This is a genomic window from Streptomyces sp. NPDC017246 (assembly GCF_044331325.1).
In the GTDB taxonomy this organism is placed as follows: domain Bacteria; phylum Actinomycetota; class Actinomycetes; order Streptomycetales; family Streptomycetaceae; genus Streptomyces.
Window position 1 is genome coordinate 219755 of sequence record NZ_JBIRMW010000008.1, and the last position, 16875, is coordinate 236629.

Below are 16875 nucleotides of genomic sequence, written 5' to 3' on the forward strand. Positions count from 1 at the left end.
CTGCGCCGCCGCCGCCCCTTCGGGCATGCTTCCGGCACCCACGTAGGCGCAGGTCAGACCGGGCACGGAGGGTGATGCGGCGCCGCTCGCAAGGTTCACGACCACACCGTCGGTGAGACTGCGATCACATGCGGCGCCATCCCTGAAGACGTCGGGACGGGCCATCGGGTTGCCCACCCGGGGGCGACGTCGTGACGACCTGCACGACGGAGCCTCGGCAGCCCGTACGAGAGAGCCGGATCGGCCTCGCGGACTAGGTCCCGGGCGCCTCGCGGACTAGGTCCCGAGCCCGTTACGCCCCACCCCTGCCCCGCCCTAGCGTCGGTCCCATGAGCGACGCATCCGGCACCGAAGCATCCGGCACCCTCGACGAAGCCCTCGAACGCCTCCACACCACGGGCCCCGAGCGCAACGGCTGGCTCACCAACCATGCCCCGATGGCCGTCGAGGCCCTGGTCCGCAACGGCCGGGCCTCGACCGTGCACCGCTGGCTCGACCGCTACGCGCACAAGCTGGAGGAGCTGCCGCCGCCGTCCCGCCCCGTCACCGCCGACGTCTGGCGCGAGGCGCTCGGGGACCCGGTCCGGATCACCGACTGGACCCGTTTCTTCACGCACGAGCTCGACGAGCGCCCCTGGCGGGAGGTCCTCGCCGAGTGGTGGCCCCGGCTGCTGCCGGGGATCGCGGCCTCGGCGACGCATCCCGTGATCCGTACCGGTCATGCCGTACGGACCCTCCTGGCCTCCGGGAACGCGGGAGCGACCGCGCCGCGGCGCGCCGAGCTGGCGCACGCGCTCGGCTACTGGGCGGCCCGCAGTCAGGTGCTGCCGCCCCTCACCCCGCTCGCCGTGGCACCGACGGCGGCGGCCGCGCTGGACGCCGTACCGCCGGTTCCGGTGCAGGAGGGCGGGATCAGGGACCGGCTCGCCCAGCTGACGGCGGTCCCGGTCTGGGGTGCGGCGCCGGACCCCGACACGGCGAAGGCCCTGCTCACCGAGCTGGTGACGGCGGCCACGCACCGGTACGCCTCGCACGGCCACGGCGAGCCGATCATGCTCGTGCACGCGGCGACCGCGCCGAACGCGGTCCTGCGCGCCCTGCCCGCGCTCCCCCGCGAGCTGTGGGCGCCGAGTCTGGCGGCGGCCTGGGCGGCGGCGGCCGCGGTGACCGCCGCGTACACCCCGGCGGAGCCCGCCGCCCTGGCGCCGACCTCCCTCACCGCCGAGGAGGTCTTCGAGCGGGCGGCGGCGCACGGCGGCGACCACACGATCAAGTTCACCGACACGGCGCTGGACGTGGGCGATCCGCTCGCGCTCGCCGCCGCCGTCCGCTCGATCGAGCTGAACCCGCCGGTCTTCTGACCGCCGGGGCCGGCCGCGACCTACCCGAACTGCACCGACCGCTTGGCGAGCCCCATCCAGAAGCCGTCGATGACGGACCGCTCCGCGTCGAGGTCGCCGGCCGCGTCCGCCGCGCCCATCGTGACGAACAGCGGGGCGAAGTGCTCCGTCCGCGGATGGGCGAGGCGCCCGGCCGGCGACTTGTGCGCGAAGTCCAGGAGGGCGTCGACGTCGTGCGCGGCGAGGGCCTCGTGCCCCCAGGCGTCGAACTCGGCGGACCAGCCCGGCACCCCGCCGCCGGTGTGGCGGAGCGCGGCGAGGTTGTGGGTGAAGAAGCCGCTGCCCACGATCAGCACGCCCTCGTCGCGGAGCGGGGCGAGCCTGCGCCCGATGTCCATGAGGCGGCGGGGGTCGAGGGTGGGCATGGAGATCTGGAGTACGGGGATGTCGGCGCCCGGGAACATCTCGACGAGCGGCACGTACGCGCCGTGGTCGAGGCCCCGGTCGGGGATGTCCTGCACGGGCGTGCCGGGCGCGCGGAGCAGCTTGCGGACGGACTCGGCGAGCGCGGGCGCGCCGGGAGCCGCGTACTGGACGCGGTAGTAGTGCTCGGGGAAGCCCCAGAAGTCGTAGACGAGGGGGACGGTGTCGGTGGCGCCGAGCGCCAGCGGGGCCTCTTCCCAGTGTGCGGAGACCATGAGGATCGCCTTGGGGCGCGGGAGGTCCGCGGACCAGGCGGCGAGCTCACCGGGCCAGACGGGGTCGTCGGCGAGTGGCGGGGCACCGTGGGACAGGTAGAGGGCGGGCATGCGTTCCAGCGTGGCGTCCATGGCGACCACCTCCGACTTCCTCAGTTCTTGAAACTTCAAGCTCACCGTTCAGCAGTAGCGTAGACCGATATAGTTCAACTTTCAAGAATGAGTCGTAGGATTGGGCACCATGGGAGACATGACCGAACCCCGCTGGCTCAGTGACGAGGAGCAGCGCGTCTGGCGCGCGTATCTGCACGCCACCACGCTCCTCGAGGACCACCTCGACCGCCAGCTGCAACGTGACGCCGGAATGCCGCACATCTACTACGGGCTGCTCGTCCAGCTCTCCCAGGCCCCCCGCCACCGGCTGCGGATGACCGAGCTGGCCAAGAGCGCCAAGATCACCCGCTCCCGCCTCTCCCACGCGATCGCCCGGCTGGAGAAGAGCGGCTGGGTGCGGCGCGAGACCTGCGCCTCCGACAAGCGCGGCCAGTTCGCCCGGCTGACGGACGAGGGGATGGAGGTCCTCCGGCAGAACGCCCCGGGTCATGTGCGGGCGGTCCGCCAGGCCCTCTTCGACCGGCTGTCCTCCGAGCAGGTGGAGCAGCTCGGCACCATCATGCGCGTCATGGCCCAGGGCCTCGAACCCGCGGACGCGGACGCGGACCTGCCCTGGCTCCGCTGACCGGACCCCGGAACACGCACCCGGACACGGAAGCGGCCCCGCCCCGGCTCCCCCGACCGGGACCCCCGGAACACGCACCACCGGACACGGGTACGGACCTGCCCCGGCTCCGCCGAGCGGAACCGGGGCAGGTCCGTACCGGGACCACGTGAGTCGTCCGTACCGGAACAGCGTGGATCAGTGGGCGATGACCGGCACCTTCACCTCGTCGTCCGCGCCCTTGCCGGACCCGGCCACGACACCCATGTCCGGCTTGCCGGTGTTGATCAGAACGAAGGCGATCGTGGCCGAGACGACCAGGATGCCGACGGCCCACCAGATGGCCGCCGTGTAGCCCTCGACCATGCCCTGGAGCTGGAGCAGCTTCTGCCCGGCCGGGGTGGTCGCGCCCGCCGCGTTGTCCGTCAGGTACGCGGTGGTCGCCGAGGCGGCGATCGTGTTCAGCAGGGCCGTACCGATGGCACCGCCGACCTGCTGCGAGGTGTTGACCATCGCGGAGGCCACACCGGCGTCCCGCGGGTCCACGCCGAGCGTCGCGAGCGACATGGCCGGCATGAACGCCGTACCCATGCCCAGACCCAGCAGCAGCTGCGCGGGCAGGATCAGACCGGCGTACGAGGTGCCGATCTCCAGCTGCGTGAGCAGCAGCATGCCGACACCGGCGGTCAGGAAGCCGGGGGCCATGAGCATGCGCGGCGGGACGCGGGTCATCAGCCGCGTACCGATCTGCGTCGAGCCGATGATCATGCCCGCGATCATCGGGAGGAACGCGAAGCCCGTCATGACCGGCGAGTAGCCCTTCACGACCTGGAGGTAGTAGGTCAGGAAGAGGAACAGGCCGAACATCGAGATGACGGCGAGACCCAGCGACAGGTAGACACCACCGCGGTTGCGGTCGGTCAGGACGCGCAGCGGCAGCAGCGGGGACTTCACCTTCGACTCCGTGAGCACGAAGGCGAGGAGCAGCACCGCGGAGCCGACGAAGAGGCCGATCGTGCCGGCGTCGCTCCAGCCCTCGGACTCGGCGCGGGTGAAGCCGTAGACGAGCGCGACCAGACCCAGGGTGGACAGGATCACGCCGGGGATGTCGAGGGTGGAACGGTTGCGGCCGCTCGCGGGCTCACGGATCACCAGGTACGCGCCGACGGCGGCGACGATGGCGAACGGGATGTTGACGAAGAAGGTCCAGCGCCAGTTCAGGTACTCGGTGAGGAAGCCGCCGAGGATCAGACCCACGGCGCCGCCGCCACCGGCGATCGCGCCGTAGATGCCGAAGGCCTTGGCGCGCTCCTTGGCGTCGGTGAAGGTCACGGCGAGCAGCGAGAGCGCGGCGGGCGCGAGGAGCGCGCCGAAGGCGCCCTGGAGCGCGCGGGCACCGAGCATCATGGCCTCGCCGGTCGCGGCGCCGCCGAGGGCGGAGGCGAGGGCGAAGCCGATCAGGCCGACGACGAAGGTGCGCTTACGGCCCCACAGGTCGGCGATACGGCCGCCGAAGAGGAGCAGACCGCCGAAGGCGAGGGCGTAGGCGGTGATGACCCACTGCCGGTTGCCGTCCGAGATCCCGAGGTCCTGCTGGGCGGAGGGCAGGGCGATGTTCACGATCGTCGCGTCGAGCACGACCATCAGCTGGGCGAGGGCGATGAAGACGAGCGCTTTCCAGCGGCCCGGGTCGGCGTGGGTCACGGTGTGGTCGGGGACTTTCGGCATGGGGGTAGCCACCTCTTGGCGCGTACGGGTGAGAAAAGGACGAAAGGAGTGCGGGTTACGTCAGCGGGTGCGGGCGAACGCCCTGGGAGCGCGTCACGACGTGCGTGACGTGCGCGACGGGCAGGAGTCGCGCCTCAGGTCCTCCAGGGTCGCGGCCGTCCCGGGCAGCTCGGAGCGCGCGGGCGCCTCCAGGCCGTCGAGGAACAGCTGCAGATGGCGATGGACGAACTGGTCGAAGTTGGTGCCGCAGGCCGTTCCCGGCAGCGGGCGGGTCAGTTGCGAGACCGCCACCATCAGGTCGCCGACGCCGACGTCGGCACGGAGCCGGCCGGCCCGCTGGGCACGGTCGACGAGCGACTGGACGGCTTCCTCCACGCGCTCGCGCTCGACCGTCAGGTCGGGGTGGTCCTGGTCGAAGGCGCCGTCGAGCATCGGGCACAGGGCGCCGATGCGTTCGCCGGCGGCGGCGTGGGTGAAGCGCCGGAGGGCGGCGAAGCTGTCGTCCTCCTCCTCCACGGCCCGTTCGGCGAGTTCGGTGACGCGGGCCATGATCGAGAGCACGACCTCGCGGACGAGGTCGGTGCGCTCGGGGAAGTTCCGGTAGAGGGTGGCGTTCCCGACGCTGGCCCGGCGTGCGATCTCGTCGTACGGCACCTGGGGGCCGAACTCGACGAACATCTCACGGGCCGCCGCCACGAGCCGCTCGCGGTTGCGCAGGGCGTCGGCGCGCGGGCGGGGTACGCGGCGGGCGGGCGCGGTATCGGCGACGTCGCTGGTCACGCCACGGCCTCCTCACAGGTCGGGAACACGGAACACGGACAGGGTTTCGAGTTCCCGCGGATCGCGCGGGGACTCGGAGACTCGGTGCGGGCCCGGGGGCCCGGTGCGAGCTCGGTGCGACACCTCTCGGAGGCATCCGGGGAAGTACTCCCCACTTCGCTCGACACAGTGCTAAACGGGGAGCGCGTCCCCGGTTATTTCCCGACCTCCTGTGACCTGGACCACAGCCCCCGCCCCCGGTCGCATACCCACGATCGGGCCACCCGGCGCGCGCACCGGAACCACCCGTCACAGGCTGATCGCACAGCGCGGCCCCGCGACCACCGGAAGGGGCCGTGCCGCCGACCTGCCCCCACCGGAGAGGCGCCCGTATGCAGCACCCCCGCCGACGGATACGCAGACCCGTCGCCCTGGCCGCGACCACGGCGCTCTCCCTCGCGCTGCTCGCCTCCGCGAGCACCACCCTCCCCGGGCCCGCCCCGGCCTCGGCGGGCCCCGTGGCCGCCGCGCCCGGCGGCGCCCAGCTGGGGCCGTGCCGCATCGCCACCACGATGGGCGTGCAGATGTCGGAGGGGCTGCCCACCGCCCCCGGATACGTACGCTCCACGGGCCAGGTCAGGGCCCTCAACCTGATGATCGACTTCCCCGACGCCGCCGGTGACGGCACGGCGATGAGCCGCTTCCGCGAGTTCTTCCCGCAGACCGCCGACTGGTTCCACATCAGCTCGTACGGGCGACTGCGCTACCTGGCCGAGGCGCCGATACCCGACTGGCTGCGGATGCCCAAGGCGTTCTCGGAGTACGGGATCGAGCGCGGCTCACCGTACGAACCGGGCTACCGCTCCCTCGTCCAGGACATCGTCAAGGCGGCCGACAGCCAGGTGGACTTCAGCGCGTACGACCTGGTCAACATCCTGGTCACGCCGAACGCCGGGCCCTCCGCCCTCGACACCGTCCTGTCCGTGACCTTCTCCGGCAACGACGAGGCCCCGTACGCGGACGGCGTGCCGCTCGCCAACACGTCCTTCGTCTACAGCCGCCAGGACGACGGCTCCGGCAGCTTCGCCGAGACCGGCTACCGGGTCCTGCCCCACGAGAACGGGCACGTCTTCGGCCTTCCCGACCTGTACACCTCGGACGGCGGCGGCACCGTCGGGCACTGGGACATCATGTCCGAGGACTGGGGCGCCAACAACGACCTGCTCGGCTGGCACAAGTGGAAGCTGGGCTGGCTCGACAACGACCAGATCGGCTGCGCGTCCAGCCCCGGCACCGGCGACTACACCCTCACCCCGCTCGCGGTCACGGGCGGCCCCAAGCTCGCGTTCGTCCCGCTCTCCGACACCTCCGGGTACGCGGTCGAGGTCCGCAGCAAGGACGGCAACGACGAGGCGGTCTGCGAGCAGGGCGTCCTGGTCTACCGGGTGGATTCCGACGTGGACACCGGCCACGGCCCGGTGACCGTGTCCGACAGCGAGCACGCGAGCGGCGGCTGCACACGGCGCGCCAACGTCCACGCGGAACTGTCGGACGCCCCGTACCGCCCCGGCGAAACGTTCACGGACCGCGCCAACGGCATCCGGATCAGCGTGCTCGACGAGGACGAGAACGGCACGTACCGGGTCCGGATCACCCGCCGCTGACGCAATTCCGGCGCCGGACCGTCAACCGCCGCTGACGCACCGCCCGGCGCCGGACCGTCAACCGCCGCTGAACAGCTCGCCCCGCAACTCCCGCTTGAGGATCTTCCCGGTCGGGTTCCGGGGCAGCTCCCCCTCCCGTACGAGGACCTGCGAGGGCACCTTGAAGGCGGCGAGACGCGCGCCCACGTGCGCGCGCAGCTCCTCGGTCCCGGCGGCGGCGCCGGGCCGCAGCCGGACGACGGCCGCGACCTCCTCGCCCAGGAGCGGGTGCGGCACGCCGAGCACAGCCGCGTCGACCACGTCCGGGTGCTGGTGCAGCACGCCCTCGACCTCGACGCAGTACACGTTCTCGCCGCCCCTGATCACCATGTCGGTGAGCCGGTCGACGATGCTGACCCGCCCCTCCGCGTCCACCCGCGCGAGGTCCCCGGTCCTGAACCACCCGTCCTCGCCGAACGCGGCACGGGTCGCCTCCTCGTTCCCCCAGTAGCCCCGGACCAGCGCCTGCCCGCGCAGCCACAGCTCGCCGACGCCCTCGGCGTCCGGCCGGTCGATCCGCACCTCGGTGGTGGGCGAGGGCCGGCCGACGCTCCCGGGGTGGGCGCGGTACTCGGCGCCGACGTTCGAGAGGACTCCGCCGCTGGTCTCGGTCAGCCCGTAGCCGTTGCGGGGCTCCAGCCGCTCCCCGTACCCGGCGGTGATCCCGTCGACGATCCCGGGCGGGGCGGCCGCGCCACCGGTGCTGAGGAGCGTGAGGCTGTCCAGCCCGTCGCCGGTGGAGCGGGCGAGATCGAGCAGCTGGAGGGCGGTGGTGGGCACGCCCGCGTAGTGCGTGACCCGGTGCTCCCGGATCAGTCCGAGTGCCCGGCCCGCGTCCCACTTCCGCATCATGACCAGGGTTCCGCCGGCCGCCATCACCCCGTAGAAGGAGGTGAACGCGGCCACGTGGAAGAAGGGGAACGTGGTCAGCGACACGGGCGCGGGCCCCGTCCCGGGCACGTCACCGCGCGCGAGGGCCGCGGCGGCGGCGAAGAACCGGGGGTTCATGGCGGCCCCGGCCTGCGCGAGCTGGGTGGCGACGGCGCCCTTGGGCCGCCCGGTGGTGCCGGAGGTGTAGATGATCGTGGCGTCGTGCTCGGGCAGGACGTCGACGACGGGCGGCCCGAGGAAGGGATCGGTGTCGGCGGCGTACGTCACGAAGCCGTCCGCCGGCTCACCCCGGACGGCCTGCTCGCGGACGTCCTCGGGCCCGTCGGGGAAGACGATTCCGGGCACCCCGTTCCGGGCGGCCCACGCCCGCACCCGACCGGCCCGGTCCCCGTCCACGAGCAGCACGCCCGGCGTGCAGTCGTCGAGCGCGTACGTGAACTCGTCCTCGGTCCACCAGGCGTTGAGGGGCACGGCGACGAGGCCGGCCAGCTGCGCGGCCCAGAAGGCGGTCTGCCACTCGGGGCGGTTCCGCATGGCCACCACGGCCCGGTCCCCCGGCCGCAGCCCGTACTCCCCGACGAGCCGCCGGGCGAGCCCGCACGCCTCGTCGAAGAACTCCCGGTACGTCGTCCGCGCGTCCTCGGAGACGAGGAACACCTGGTCCCCGTATCCCCAGACGACCTCCACGAACTCCCGCAGGGTCCGCGGCCCGGAGGCGTACACCCCCTCGCTCACCGCGAAGGGAGCACCGGGCGCGGTCAGCCGCGCTTCCACCACGAGGACCTCCTCAAGCGCCTGCTCACCTGCGCCGCGACGCTATGCCTCGCCCCTCATCGGGTCAACCCCGGGTGGCCGGGGGCAGCGGGGCGCCGGTCGGAATCAGGGACCGGGAGCCGGGGGCCGGGTGCCGGGTGCCGGGGGCCGGGAGGGCATCTGTGCTCGGGGTCCGCGACGCCATCCGTGCTCGGGGTCGGCAACCGCATCCGCGCTCGGGGGCCGCAGCGGCATCCGCGCTCGGGGTCGGCTCAGCCGTTCCTCCCCGTGAAGATGCGCTGCCTGCGGTGCAGGAGGCCGGAGGCCACGGCGCCGGCGAGCGCGAGCGTCAGCAGAACGGCGAGGGACGGGTTGATGTAGCCGGGGATGACGACGTCGTAGTCGCGGCCGTTCGACGCCTCGCAGACGAGCCGCAGCGGGACGAAGTCCCCTCGGCGGCCGACGAGTACGGGTACGTCTCCGGGGCGCCGCGCCTCGCACGCCTCGGCCTGCTCCTGCTCCTCGGTGAGGAGGACGTGGAGGAGCCCCCACAGATAGAGGGCGGTTCCGGCGGCGACCGCGGCCAGGGACACGTCCCGGCAGAACCGGGCCGGGGTGTACCGGCGGAGGGTCCCCGGCGAGAGCCGTGAGCAGAGGTACACGGTGAGCGCCATCAGGATCGCCGCGCCGGCGAACAGGCCGACGAAGAGCCCGCCGACGTCGTGCCCCTGCCAGGGGTTGGATGCCATGACCACGGCCACGGCCCGTCAGGCCTCACGGCCGGCGCGGTCGCGCTGCCCGGGCGCGGGCAGGCGGCTCGGGACGGACCGGCGGGTCGGGGCCGGCCGGTGGGTCGGTATCTCCGCGCGGCCCCCCGACCGCGGTCTTCCGTCGGCCCACAGGGGTGCCACCGGGACAGATGCCGCCATCTCCTCGACCATGGATGTCCTTCCCTCGCGATCGCAGTCGGTGCCGGTGTCGGTGTCGTCGACACCCGAGGAAACGGTCGGAAGCCCCCCAACCCACCCCGCTCGAAGGCCCGTTGGGACCCTCACCCGGAACCTAGGCCATCCGGCGGGCACGCGACACGGGATGGCGCCACATGGCGCACGATGGCGCACAGTGGCGCCATTTGACTTGCAATGGCGCCACGCTGGTGCCACTATTGCGTCATGGACCTCACCCCGTACGTAGACAACCTCCGCCACGAGCTCGGTGTGGCCGCCCAGGCGGGCGGGGACGAAGCCCGTGCCCTGGCCGAGCGGCTGACCGGTCAGCTCGAGTCGGCCGCCCGTCTGACCCTGCTCAACGCCCTGTCGGACGCGATGGACGAGGTCACCCGCGATCTGGCTCCCGGCTCGGTCGACCTGCGGCTCCGCGGCCTGAACCCGGAGTTCGTGGTGACGCCACCGCCCACCGCCGAGCTCTTCGCCGAGGCCGACACCGCGGTCCAGGCCCCGCCGCCCCCGCCCGCGCCCCTGGTCGAGGGCGAGGAGGGTGGCGCCACCTCGCGCATCAACTTCCGCCCGCCGGCCCAGCTCAAGGTCCGGGTCGAGGAGGCCGCGAGCCGCGAGGGTCTCTCGGTCAACGCCTGGCTGGTCCGGGCCGTGGCCGCCGCCCTGGAGCCCGGCGCGGCGAGCCGCCCCCGGAAGGGCCCGACGGGCCCGAGCCCCTCCGTCGGGCAGGGCTTCACGGGCTGGGTCCGCTAGCCGCACCGGGGCCACCTCACCGTCACAACACGGCACTTCACCCGAGCACACACTCCACGAGCCAGAGGACGGCACAGCCATGCCTACTTTCGAAACCCCCGAGCCCCTCTCCGCCACCGTCGAGATCGAGATGGGGCGGGCCAGGATCGTCGCGGGTGAGCGCACCGACACCGTGGTCGAGGTGACGCCGAGCGACCCCGGCGACAAGCTGGACGTCCAGGCCGCCGCGGACACCAAGGTCACCTGCGCCGGCGGCAAGCTGCTGGTCAAGGGCCCCAAGAAGCGCTCGCTCTTCGGCAAGATCGGCTCGGTGGACGTGACCGTCGAGCTGCCCACGGGCTCGGAGCTGACCGGCAGCACCGGTCTCGGCGAGCTGATCGGCGAGGGGCGGTTCGGCGACTGCCGCCTCACGACCGCCGCCGGGGACATCCAGCTGGACGAGGCCGCGGCCGTACGGCTGAAGACCTCGCACGGCGACATCCTCGTGGACCGCACGACGGGCGAGACCGAGATCCAGGGCTCGGGCCGGGTGCGCGTCGGCCGGATCGACGGATCCGCGACCGTCAAGAACCTCAACGGCGAGACCGTGATCGGCGAGGTCGGCGGGGAGCTGCGGGTGAACTCGTCCAACGGGCCCATCAGCGTCGTACGCGCCAAGTCCTCGGTCACCGCCAAGACCGCGAGCGGCACCATCCGCCTCGACGAGGTCGTCCGCGGCCGGATCACCCTGGACTCCGCCGCCGGCGGCCTGGAGATCGGCATCGCCGAGGGCACGGCGGCCTGGCTCGACGTCCGGTCCACGGCCGGCCGCGTACGCAACGAGCTGGGTACGGCGGACGGCCCGGGGCAGTCCGAGGAGACGGTCGAGGTCCGGGGCCGCACGAGCGTCGGCGACATCGTCATCCGCCGCGCGTAGCCCCGGAGCACGACGGCGTACGCATCGCCCTACGGCGTACGCACCGTACGCATCGCCCCACGGCGTACGCACCGCACCACACCGCACCACACCGCATCACAACGCGTCGCATCGCAACGAGGGGAGGGAGAGCCCGATGGACCGCGCACCACAGACCAGCACCAGCGCCACCCACACCGTCCCAGGCTCCCCCGGCACCCCCGCCGCACCCGGCGCCTCCGCCACGCCCACCCCGCCCACCACGCCCACCACCCCCGGCGCCGTCAGTTCCTTCGTCCGGTTCGTGATCCTCGGCGGCGGAGTCGGTCTCGCCTCCAGCGCGGCCGTGGCCCTGCTGTCCGCCTTGCTGCCGTTCGCCCTGGCCAACGCGTTGATCGCCGTGGTCTCGACGGTCCTCGCCACCGAGTTGCACGCCCGGTTCACCTTCGCGTCGGAGCAGCGACCCGCCGGGCGCGGCGGCCTGCTCCGCTGCGGACTCCGCCACCACCTGCAGTCCGCCGGGACGGCCACGGCCGCCTTCGCCGTCACCACGCTGGCGGTGCTCGCCCTGCACGCGTTCGACAGCGCGCCCGGTCTCGCCGTCGAGCAGACCGTCTACCTCTCGGCCTCGGCCCTCGCCGGTATCGGCCGCTTCCTGACGCTGCGCCTGTACGTCTTCGCCACCACCCGCAAGCAGCCCGCCCCGGTCACCGTCGCCCTGCAGGCGTCCCCGACCCGCCGCGACCTGCTCACCACCGCGTCCTGAACCGGGCCCCGGGGGCTGTGGTGCCATAGCGGCGCCCGGGCAGCACCCCGGCGACGAGGCATCACCACCCCGACACCCGGGCACCCCCGCACCCCGCACCCCGCACCCCGGCTACAACGCATCACCGCGCCCACACAAGCCGAACACCGCCGAGGCGCCATCCCGTGCTGCCCAGGCACGGGAACCCCCTCCCCCTCGCCCTCTCCCTCCTCCCCTCCCTCCTCCACCACCACCCTCACCACCACAGACCCGACAGGAGCCCCACCGTGGCTACGTTCCTCTCCAGACTGGGCCGCCTCGCCTTCCGGCGCCGGGGGGTGATGGTGCTGCTCTGGCTGCTGGTCTTCGGCGGCATGGGCTTCGCCGCCTCGGCAGCGCCGACTCCGCCGGCCGACACGTTCTCGATGCCGGGTACCGAGTCGCAGGAGGCCTTCGACCTGCTGACCGAGAAGTTCCCGGACGCGAGCGCCGACGGCGCCCGTGCCCGGGTCGTCGTCCGGGCTCCCGGCGGGTCGAAGATCACGGCGCCCGCGCAGCGGACCGTGGTCGAGCGGCTCGTCGGCGCCCTGAGGACCTCGTCCCCGCAGGTGGTGGGCGTGGCCGACCCGTACAGGTCGCCCGACGTCAGCATCAGCGAGGACGGGACGACGGCCTACCTGGTGGTGACGTACAGGGTCCCCGCGATGGAGGTCGACGACGCGGCGCACACCGCCCTCGACGGCGCCGTCGCGCAGGCCGAGAAGTCGGGGCTCACCGTCGAGGCCGGCGGTGACGCCGTGAAGATCGAGCAGGCGATGGGCGGCACCGGCGAGCAGATCGGCATCCTGGTCTCCGCGTTCGTCCTCGTGCTGACCTTCGGCTCGATGATCGCCGCCGGAATGCCGCTGATCACCGCGCTGATCGGTGTCGGGATCGGCATCTCGGGCATCACCGCGCTCGGTTCCACGCTGGGCCTGTCCGGCACCACGTCGACGCTCGCGATGATGATCGGCCTCGCGGTCGGCATCGACTACGCGCTGTTCATCGTGTCCCGGTTCCGCGCCGAACGGACCGACGGCCGTACGCCCGAAGAGGCGGCGGGGCGGGCGGTCGGCACCGCGGGCTCGGCCGTCGTCTTCGCCGGACTCACGGTGGTCGTCGCCCTCGCCGGGCTCGCCGTGGTGGACATCCCGATGCTCACCAAGATGGGCCTCGCCGCGGCCGGCACGGTCGCCGTCGCCGTACTCGTCGCGATCACCCTGGTCCCCGCCCTCCTCGGCTTCGCGCCGGTCAAGGTGATGGCCCGCAGGGGACGCCTGCGGTACGCCGTCAAGCCGCTGTCGGAGCGCAAGCGGCGCAGGGCCGCCAGGCACGAGGCGAAGCAGGCCGGGCGGAACGAGGCCAACCTGGGCTCCCGCTGGGCCGGTTGCGTCCTGCGTCACCCCGTGGCCGTCCTGCTCGTCGGCGTGGTCGGTCTCGGCACGATCGCCGTACCGGCCGCGAGCCTGGAACTCGGCCTGCCGGGCGAGGGCCAGATGTCGACCGAGACCACTCAGCGCAGGGCGTACGACCTGCTCTCGGAGTCCTTCGGCCCCGGGTTCAACGGTCCCCTGATGGTCACCGTGCAGGCGAAGGACGCCAAGGCCGCGGGCGACGAGATCGGCAAGGTCCTCGGAAGGACGGACGGCGTGGCCTCGGTCTCACCGGCCACCGCCAACAATGCGGGCGACACGGCGATCCTCACCGTCGTCCCGGAGACGGGTCCGACCGAGAAGAAGACCGAGCAGCTGGTCCACGCCCTCCGCGACACCGCCGGCGACCTGGAGCGGAGCACGGCGTCCCGGATCCTCGTGTCCGGCCAGACGGCCATGTTCATCGACTTCTCGCAGACCCTCGACGACGCCCTGCTGCCGTACCTGGCCCTGGTCGTGGGCCTCGCCTTCCTGCTCCTGATGGTGGTCTTCCGCTCGGTCCTGGTCCCGCTCAAGGCGGCCCTCGGCTTCCTGCTCTCGGTGACCGCCGCCCTCGGCGCCGTCGTGGCGGTCTTCCAGTGGGGCTGGCTCGCGGACCTCTTCGGCATCGACGCACCGGGCCCGATCATGAGCACGATGCCGATCTTCATGATCGGCGTGGTCTTCGGCCTGGCGATGGACTACGAGGTCTTCCTGGTCAGCCGGATGCGCGAGTCGTACGCCCACGGGGCACGCCCGGCGGAAGCGGTCGTCGACGGCTTCCGCTACGGGGGCCGGGTGGTCGCCGCGGCCGCGGTCATCATGATGAGCGTCTTCTCCGGCTTCATCGTGGAGGACAACGACTTCGTCAAGATGATCGGCTTCGCCCTGGCCATCGCCGTCCTCTTCGACGCGTTCGTCGTCCGTATGGCGATCGTGCCCGCGCTCTTCGCGCTGCTCGGCAGGTCGGCGTGGTGGCTGCCGAAGTGGCTGGACCGGCTCCTGCCCCGGGTGGACGTCGAGGGCGAGAAGCTCGGCGCGCCGCAGACGGCGGAGCACCCGCACCGGGAGCGCACTCTGGTCGGCTGAGCGCCACACGGCGCCACTGGAAGGCGCCTCCGCACCGGCTCGAACCGACGCGGAGGCGCCTTCCGTCTTGTGGGGCGGTACGCCATCGAGGCACCGGAACCACAAAACCCCAGGTCAGGGCAGCGACGCCACATGGCGACACAATTGGCAGCATGAGTGGCGCCATAAAGTCTCGACATGGCGCCAACCCTGTGCCACGATGATGGCGCAAGCACAGCACGACATGGCGCCACATCAGCGCCACCCCACCGGCCACCACACCACGGCCCGAGCCGACGACCCACCGCCCCACACTCTTCTCTCCCGCCCCTCCCTCTCCCCTCCCCCACCCGAAGAGAAAGGCCCGCCCAGCATGAACACCGCGACCGCGACCACAGCGGCCACCAGCACGCGCTCCGCGGCGATCTCCGCGACCGGCCTGCGCAAGTCGTACGGCGACAAGGTGGTGCTCGACGGCATCGACCTGCGGATCCCCGAGGGCACGGTCTTCGCCCTGCTCGGCCCCAACGGAGCGGGCAAGACCACGACGGTGGAGATCCTCTCCACGCTGATCACGGCCGACGGCGGCGAGGCGCGGATCGGCGGCCACGACGTGGCGGCCGAGGCCGGCGCGGTACGCGGCCGGATCGGCGTCACCGGACAGTTCGCCGCCGTCGACGGGCTGCTGACCGCCGAGGAGAACCTGATCCTCATGGCGGACCTGCACCACCTGAGCCGCGACGAGGGCCGACGCCGCACCGCGGAGCTCCTGGAGCGGTTCGAGCTGACCGAGGCGGCCCGCAAGAACGTCGCCACCTTCTCCGGCGGTATGCGCCGCAAGCTCGACCTGGCGATGACGCTGGTCGGCCGGCCGCGGATCATCTTCCTCGACGAGCCGACCACGGGCCTGGACCCGCGCAGCCGCCGCGTCATGTGGGAGCTCATCCGGGACCTGGTCACGGAGCAGGGCGTGACGATCTTCCTCACCACGCAGTACCTGGAGGAGGCCGACCACCTCGCCGACCGCATCGCGGTCCTGGACCACGGCAGGTTCGTCGCCGAGGGCACCGCGGAGGAGCTGAAGCGGCTGATCCCCGGCGGGCACGTCCGCGTCCGCTTCGCGGACGAGACGAGCCTCGCCGCCGCGGCCGGACTGTTCGGCGTCGCCACCCGCGACGACGAGTCGCTCACCCTGCAGATCCCCAGCGACGGCTCGGTCACCAACCTCCGCGCCGTGCTCGACGCCCTCGACGGCAGCGGGGTGCGGGCCGAGTCGCTCACCGTGCACACCCCGGACCTCGACGACGTCTTCCTCACCCTCACGGGCCGGCAGAACACCCCCACCACCCAGAAGGAGTCGACCCGATGAGCACCGCGACCCTCACCCCGGCCAAGACGGCCGAGCCGGCCAAGGCCCGCTCGTACGCCCTGCGCGACTCCATGACGATGCTGCGGCGCAACCTCAAGCGCCTGCAGCGCTATCCGTCGCTGACGATCACGATCGTCGTGATGCCCATCGTGATGCTGCTGCTGTTCGTGTACGTCTTCGGCGGCGCGCTCGGCACCGGCATCGGGACCGGCACGGACCGCGGCGACTACACGAACTACGTGGTGCCGGGCATCATCCTGATGGCGGTGACGTCAGGGGCGATCACGACGGCCATCTCGGTCTGCACCGACATGACGGAGGGCATCGTCAAGCGCTTCCGCACGATGTCGGTCTCGCGCGGCTCGATCCTGACGGGACACGTTCTCGCGAGCGTCATCCAGGTCGCGGCGATCCTGGTCCTGGTCACCGGCGTCTCCTTCGCGGTGGGCTTCCGGCCCGACGCCTCGCCCGTCGAGTGGCTGGCCGCCACGGGCCTGCTCCTCTTCCTGTCCTTCGGCCTGAGCTGGGTGTCCGCGGCGATGGGCATCGGCGCCAAGACGGTCGAGGCGGCGAGCAACGCCCCGATGCCGCTGACCTTCCTGCCCTTCCTCGGCAGCGCGGTCGTCACCCCGGAGTCGATGCCGACCGCCCTGCGCTGGTTCGCCGAGTACCAGCCCTTCACCCCGATCAACGAGACCCTGCGCGGCCTGCTGCTCGGCACGGAGATCGGCAACGACGGCTGGATCGCCCTGGCCTGGTGCACGGCCCTCGCGGCGATCGGCTACCTGTGGTCCCGCTCCGCCTTCAACCGCGAGACCACCCGCTGACCGGCCGACGGGGCACCAGCGAAACGCCATCGAAGGGGCGACTCCCGAACAACTCCGGGAGCCGCCCCTCCCCCGTCCCCCGCCCAAGAACCACACCTCAGCGAACCACCACCACCGTCCGCTAGGCTGTCCCCGGTACCTCTCGCCTTCGTAGCTCAGGGGATAGAGCACCGCTCTCCTAAAGCGGGTGTCGCAGGTTCGAATCCTGCCGGGGGCACCAT

At 72.4% G+C, this 16875-nt stretch carries 14 protein-coding genes and 1 tRNA gene; 10 read left to right on the forward strand and 5 right to left on the reverse strand.

What is annotated here, in order from left to right; genetic code table 11:
• Window positions 1-329: 329 nt before the first annotated feature.
• Window positions 330-1361: a questin oxidase family protein gene (locus tag ACH4MY_RS20650; protein WP_398005025.1), complete on the forward strand. Its 1032-nt coding sequence runs from the start codon at window positions 330-332 to the stop codon at window positions 1359-1361.
• A gap of 20 nt (window positions 1362-1381) precedes the next feature.
• Here ACH4MY_RS20650 and ACH4MY_RS20655 read toward each other — a convergent pair whose 3' ends face one another.
• Window positions 1382-2170: a dioxygenase gene (locus ACH4MY_RS20655; RefSeq protein ID WP_398005027.1), complete on the reverse strand. Its 789-nt coding sequence runs from the start codon at window positions 2168-2170 to the stop codon at window positions 1382-1384.
• A 118-nt stretch (window positions 2171-2288) separates the two neighbouring features.
• Here ACH4MY_RS20655 and ACH4MY_RS20660 point away from each other — a divergent pair, with 118 nt between their 5' ends.
• Window positions 2289-2777, forward strand: a complete 489-nt coding sequence (locus ACH4MY_RS20660; RefSeq protein WP_398005029.1) for a MarR family winged helix-turn-helix transcriptional regulator — start codon at window positions 2289-2291, stop codon at window positions 2775-2777.
• A 177-nt stretch (window positions 2778-2954) separates the two neighbouring features.
• Here ACH4MY_RS20660 and ACH4MY_RS20665 read toward each other — a convergent pair whose 3' ends face one another.
• Window positions 2955-4484, reverse strand: a complete 1530-nt coding sequence (locus ACH4MY_RS20665; RefSeq protein WP_398005031.1) for an MFS transporter — start codon at window positions 4482-4484, stop codon at window positions 2955-2957.
• A gap of 93 nt (window positions 4485-4577) precedes the next feature.
• Window positions 4578-5264 carry a TetR/AcrR family transcriptional regulator gene (locus ACH4MY_RS20670; protein ID WP_398005033.1) on the reverse strand — a complete coding sequence of 229 codons (687 nt, stop codon included), beginning with the start codon at window positions 5262-5264 and terminating at the stop codon, window positions 4578-4580.
• Between the two features lie 371 nt (window positions 5265-5635).
• Between ACH4MY_RS20670 and ACH4MY_RS20675 the strand changes: the two genes are divergently transcribed.
• On the forward strand, window positions 5636-6907 hold the full coding sequence (locus ACH4MY_RS20675) for a M6 family metalloprotease domain-containing protein (protein WP_398005035.1): 1272 nt from the start codon (window positions 5636-5638) through the stop codon (window positions 6905-6907).
• Window positions 6908-6964: 57 nt separating this feature from the next.
• Here ACH4MY_RS20675 and ACH4MY_RS20680 read toward each other — a convergent pair whose 3' ends face one another.
• Together ACH4MY_RS20680 and ACH4MY_RS20685 are read right to left on the reverse strand one after the other, a co-directional pair.
• Complete coding sequence (locus tag ACH4MY_RS20680; RefSeq protein WP_398005037.1) at window positions 6965-8614, reverse strand: class I adenylate-forming enzyme family protein; 1650 nt, start codon at window positions 8612-8614, stop codon at window positions 6965-6967.
• Window positions 8615-8862: 248 nt separating this feature from the next.
• Window positions 8863-9339, reverse strand: a complete 477-nt coding sequence (locus ACH4MY_RS20685; RefSeq protein WP_398005039.1) for a hypothetical protein — start codon at window positions 9337-9339, stop codon at window positions 8863-8865.
• Window positions 9340-9762: 423 nt separating this feature from the next.
• On the opposite strand from ACH4MY_RS20685, the gene ACH4MY_RS20690 reads away from it, so the two are divergent.
• From ACH4MY_RS20690 to ACH4MY_RS20720, 7 genes are all read left to right on the forward strand, one after another.
• On the forward strand, window positions 9763-10299 hold the full coding sequence (locus ACH4MY_RS20690) for a hypothetical protein (protein ID WP_398005041.1): 537 nt from the start codon (window positions 9763-9765) through the stop codon (window positions 10297-10299).
• Window positions 10300-10378: 79 nt separating this feature from the next.
• Entirely contained in the window at window positions 10379-11215 is an 837-nt protein-coding gene (locus ACH4MY_RS20695) for a DUF4097 family beta strand repeat-containing protein (RefSeq protein ID WP_398005043.1), read from the forward strand.
• A 136-nt stretch (window positions 11216-11351) separates the two neighbouring features.
• A complete protein-coding gene (locus ACH4MY_RS20700; protein ID WP_398005045.1) occupies window positions 11352-11960 on the forward strand; it encodes a hypothetical protein in 609 nt (202 codons plus the stop codon).
• A gap of 266 nt (window positions 11961-12226) precedes the next feature.
• On the forward strand, window positions 12227-14479 hold the full coding sequence (locus tag ACH4MY_RS20705; protein ID WP_398005047.1) for an MMPL family transporter: 2253 nt from the start codon (window positions 12227-12229) through the stop codon (window positions 14477-14479).
• A gap of 352 nt (window positions 14480-14831) precedes the next feature.
• Window positions 14832-15827: an ATP-binding cassette domain-containing protein gene (locus tag ACH4MY_RS20710; protein ID WP_398005049.1), complete on the forward strand. Its 996-nt coding sequence runs from the start codon at window positions 14832-14834 to the stop codon at window positions 15825-15827.
• Complete coding sequence (locus tag ACH4MY_RS20715; RefSeq protein ID WP_398005051.1) at window positions 15824-16654, forward strand: ABC transporter permease; 831 nt, start codon at window positions 15824-15826, stop codon at window positions 16652-16654. The genes ACH4MY_RS20710 and ACH4MY_RS20715 overlap by 4 nt, the downstream gene beginning before the upstream one ends.
• Before the next feature lie 144 nt (window positions 16655-16798).
• Window positions 16799-16874, forward strand: a tRNA-Arg gene (locus ACH4MY_RS20720).
• The last annotated feature ends 1 nt before the right edge of the window (window position 16875 follow it).

What these genes read in the sequence shown, in the direction of transcription:
- ACH4MY_RS20685 (WP_398005039.1), bottom strand. Translation starts at nt 9,339, where the DNA reads ATGGCATCCAACCCCTGGCAGGGGCACGACGTCGGCGGGCTCTTCGTC.
- ACH4MY_RS20710 (WP_398005049.1), top strand. Translation starts at nt 14,832, where the DNA reads ATGAACACCGCGACCGCGACCACAGCGGCCACCAGCACGCGCTCCGCG.
- ACH4MY_RS20675 (WP_398005035.1), top strand. Translation starts at nt 5,636, where the DNA reads ATGCAGCACCCCCGCCGACGGATACGCAGACCCGTCGCCCTGGCCGCG.
- ACH4MY_RS20695 (WP_398005043.1), top strand. Translation starts at nt 10,379, where the DNA reads ATGCCTACTTTCGAAACCCCCGAGCCCCTCTCCGCCACCGTCGAGATC.
- ACH4MY_RS20660 (WP_398005029.1), top strand. Translation starts at nt 2,289, where the DNA reads ATGACCGAACCCCGCTGGCTCAGTGACGAGGAGCAGCGCGTCTGGCGC.
- ACH4MY_RS20655 (WP_398005027.1), bottom strand. Translation starts at nt 2,170, where the DNA reads ATGGACGCCACGCTGGAACGCATGCCCGCCCTCTACCTGTCCCACGGT.
- ACH4MY_RS20690 (WP_398005041.1), top strand. Translation starts at nt 9,763, where the DNA reads ATGGACCTCACCCCGTACGTAGACAACCTCCGCCACGAGCTCGGTGTG.
- ACH4MY_RS20665 (WP_398005031.1), bottom strand. Translation starts at nt 4,484, where the DNA reads ATGCCGAAAGTCCCCGACCACACCGTGACCCACGCCGACCCGGGCCGC.
- ACH4MY_RS20715 (WP_398005051.1), top strand. Translation starts at nt 15,824, where the DNA reads ATGAGCACCGCGACCCTCACCCCGGCCAAGACGGCCGAGCCGGCCAAG.
- ACH4MY_RS20650 (WP_398005025.1), top strand. Translation starts at nt 330, where the DNA reads ATGAGCGACGCATCCGGCACCGAAGCATCCGGCACCCTCGACGAAGCC.
- ACH4MY_RS20700 (WP_398005045.1), top strand. Translation starts at nt 11,352, where the DNA reads ATGGACCGCGCACCACAGACCAGCACCAGCGCCACCCACACCGTCCCA.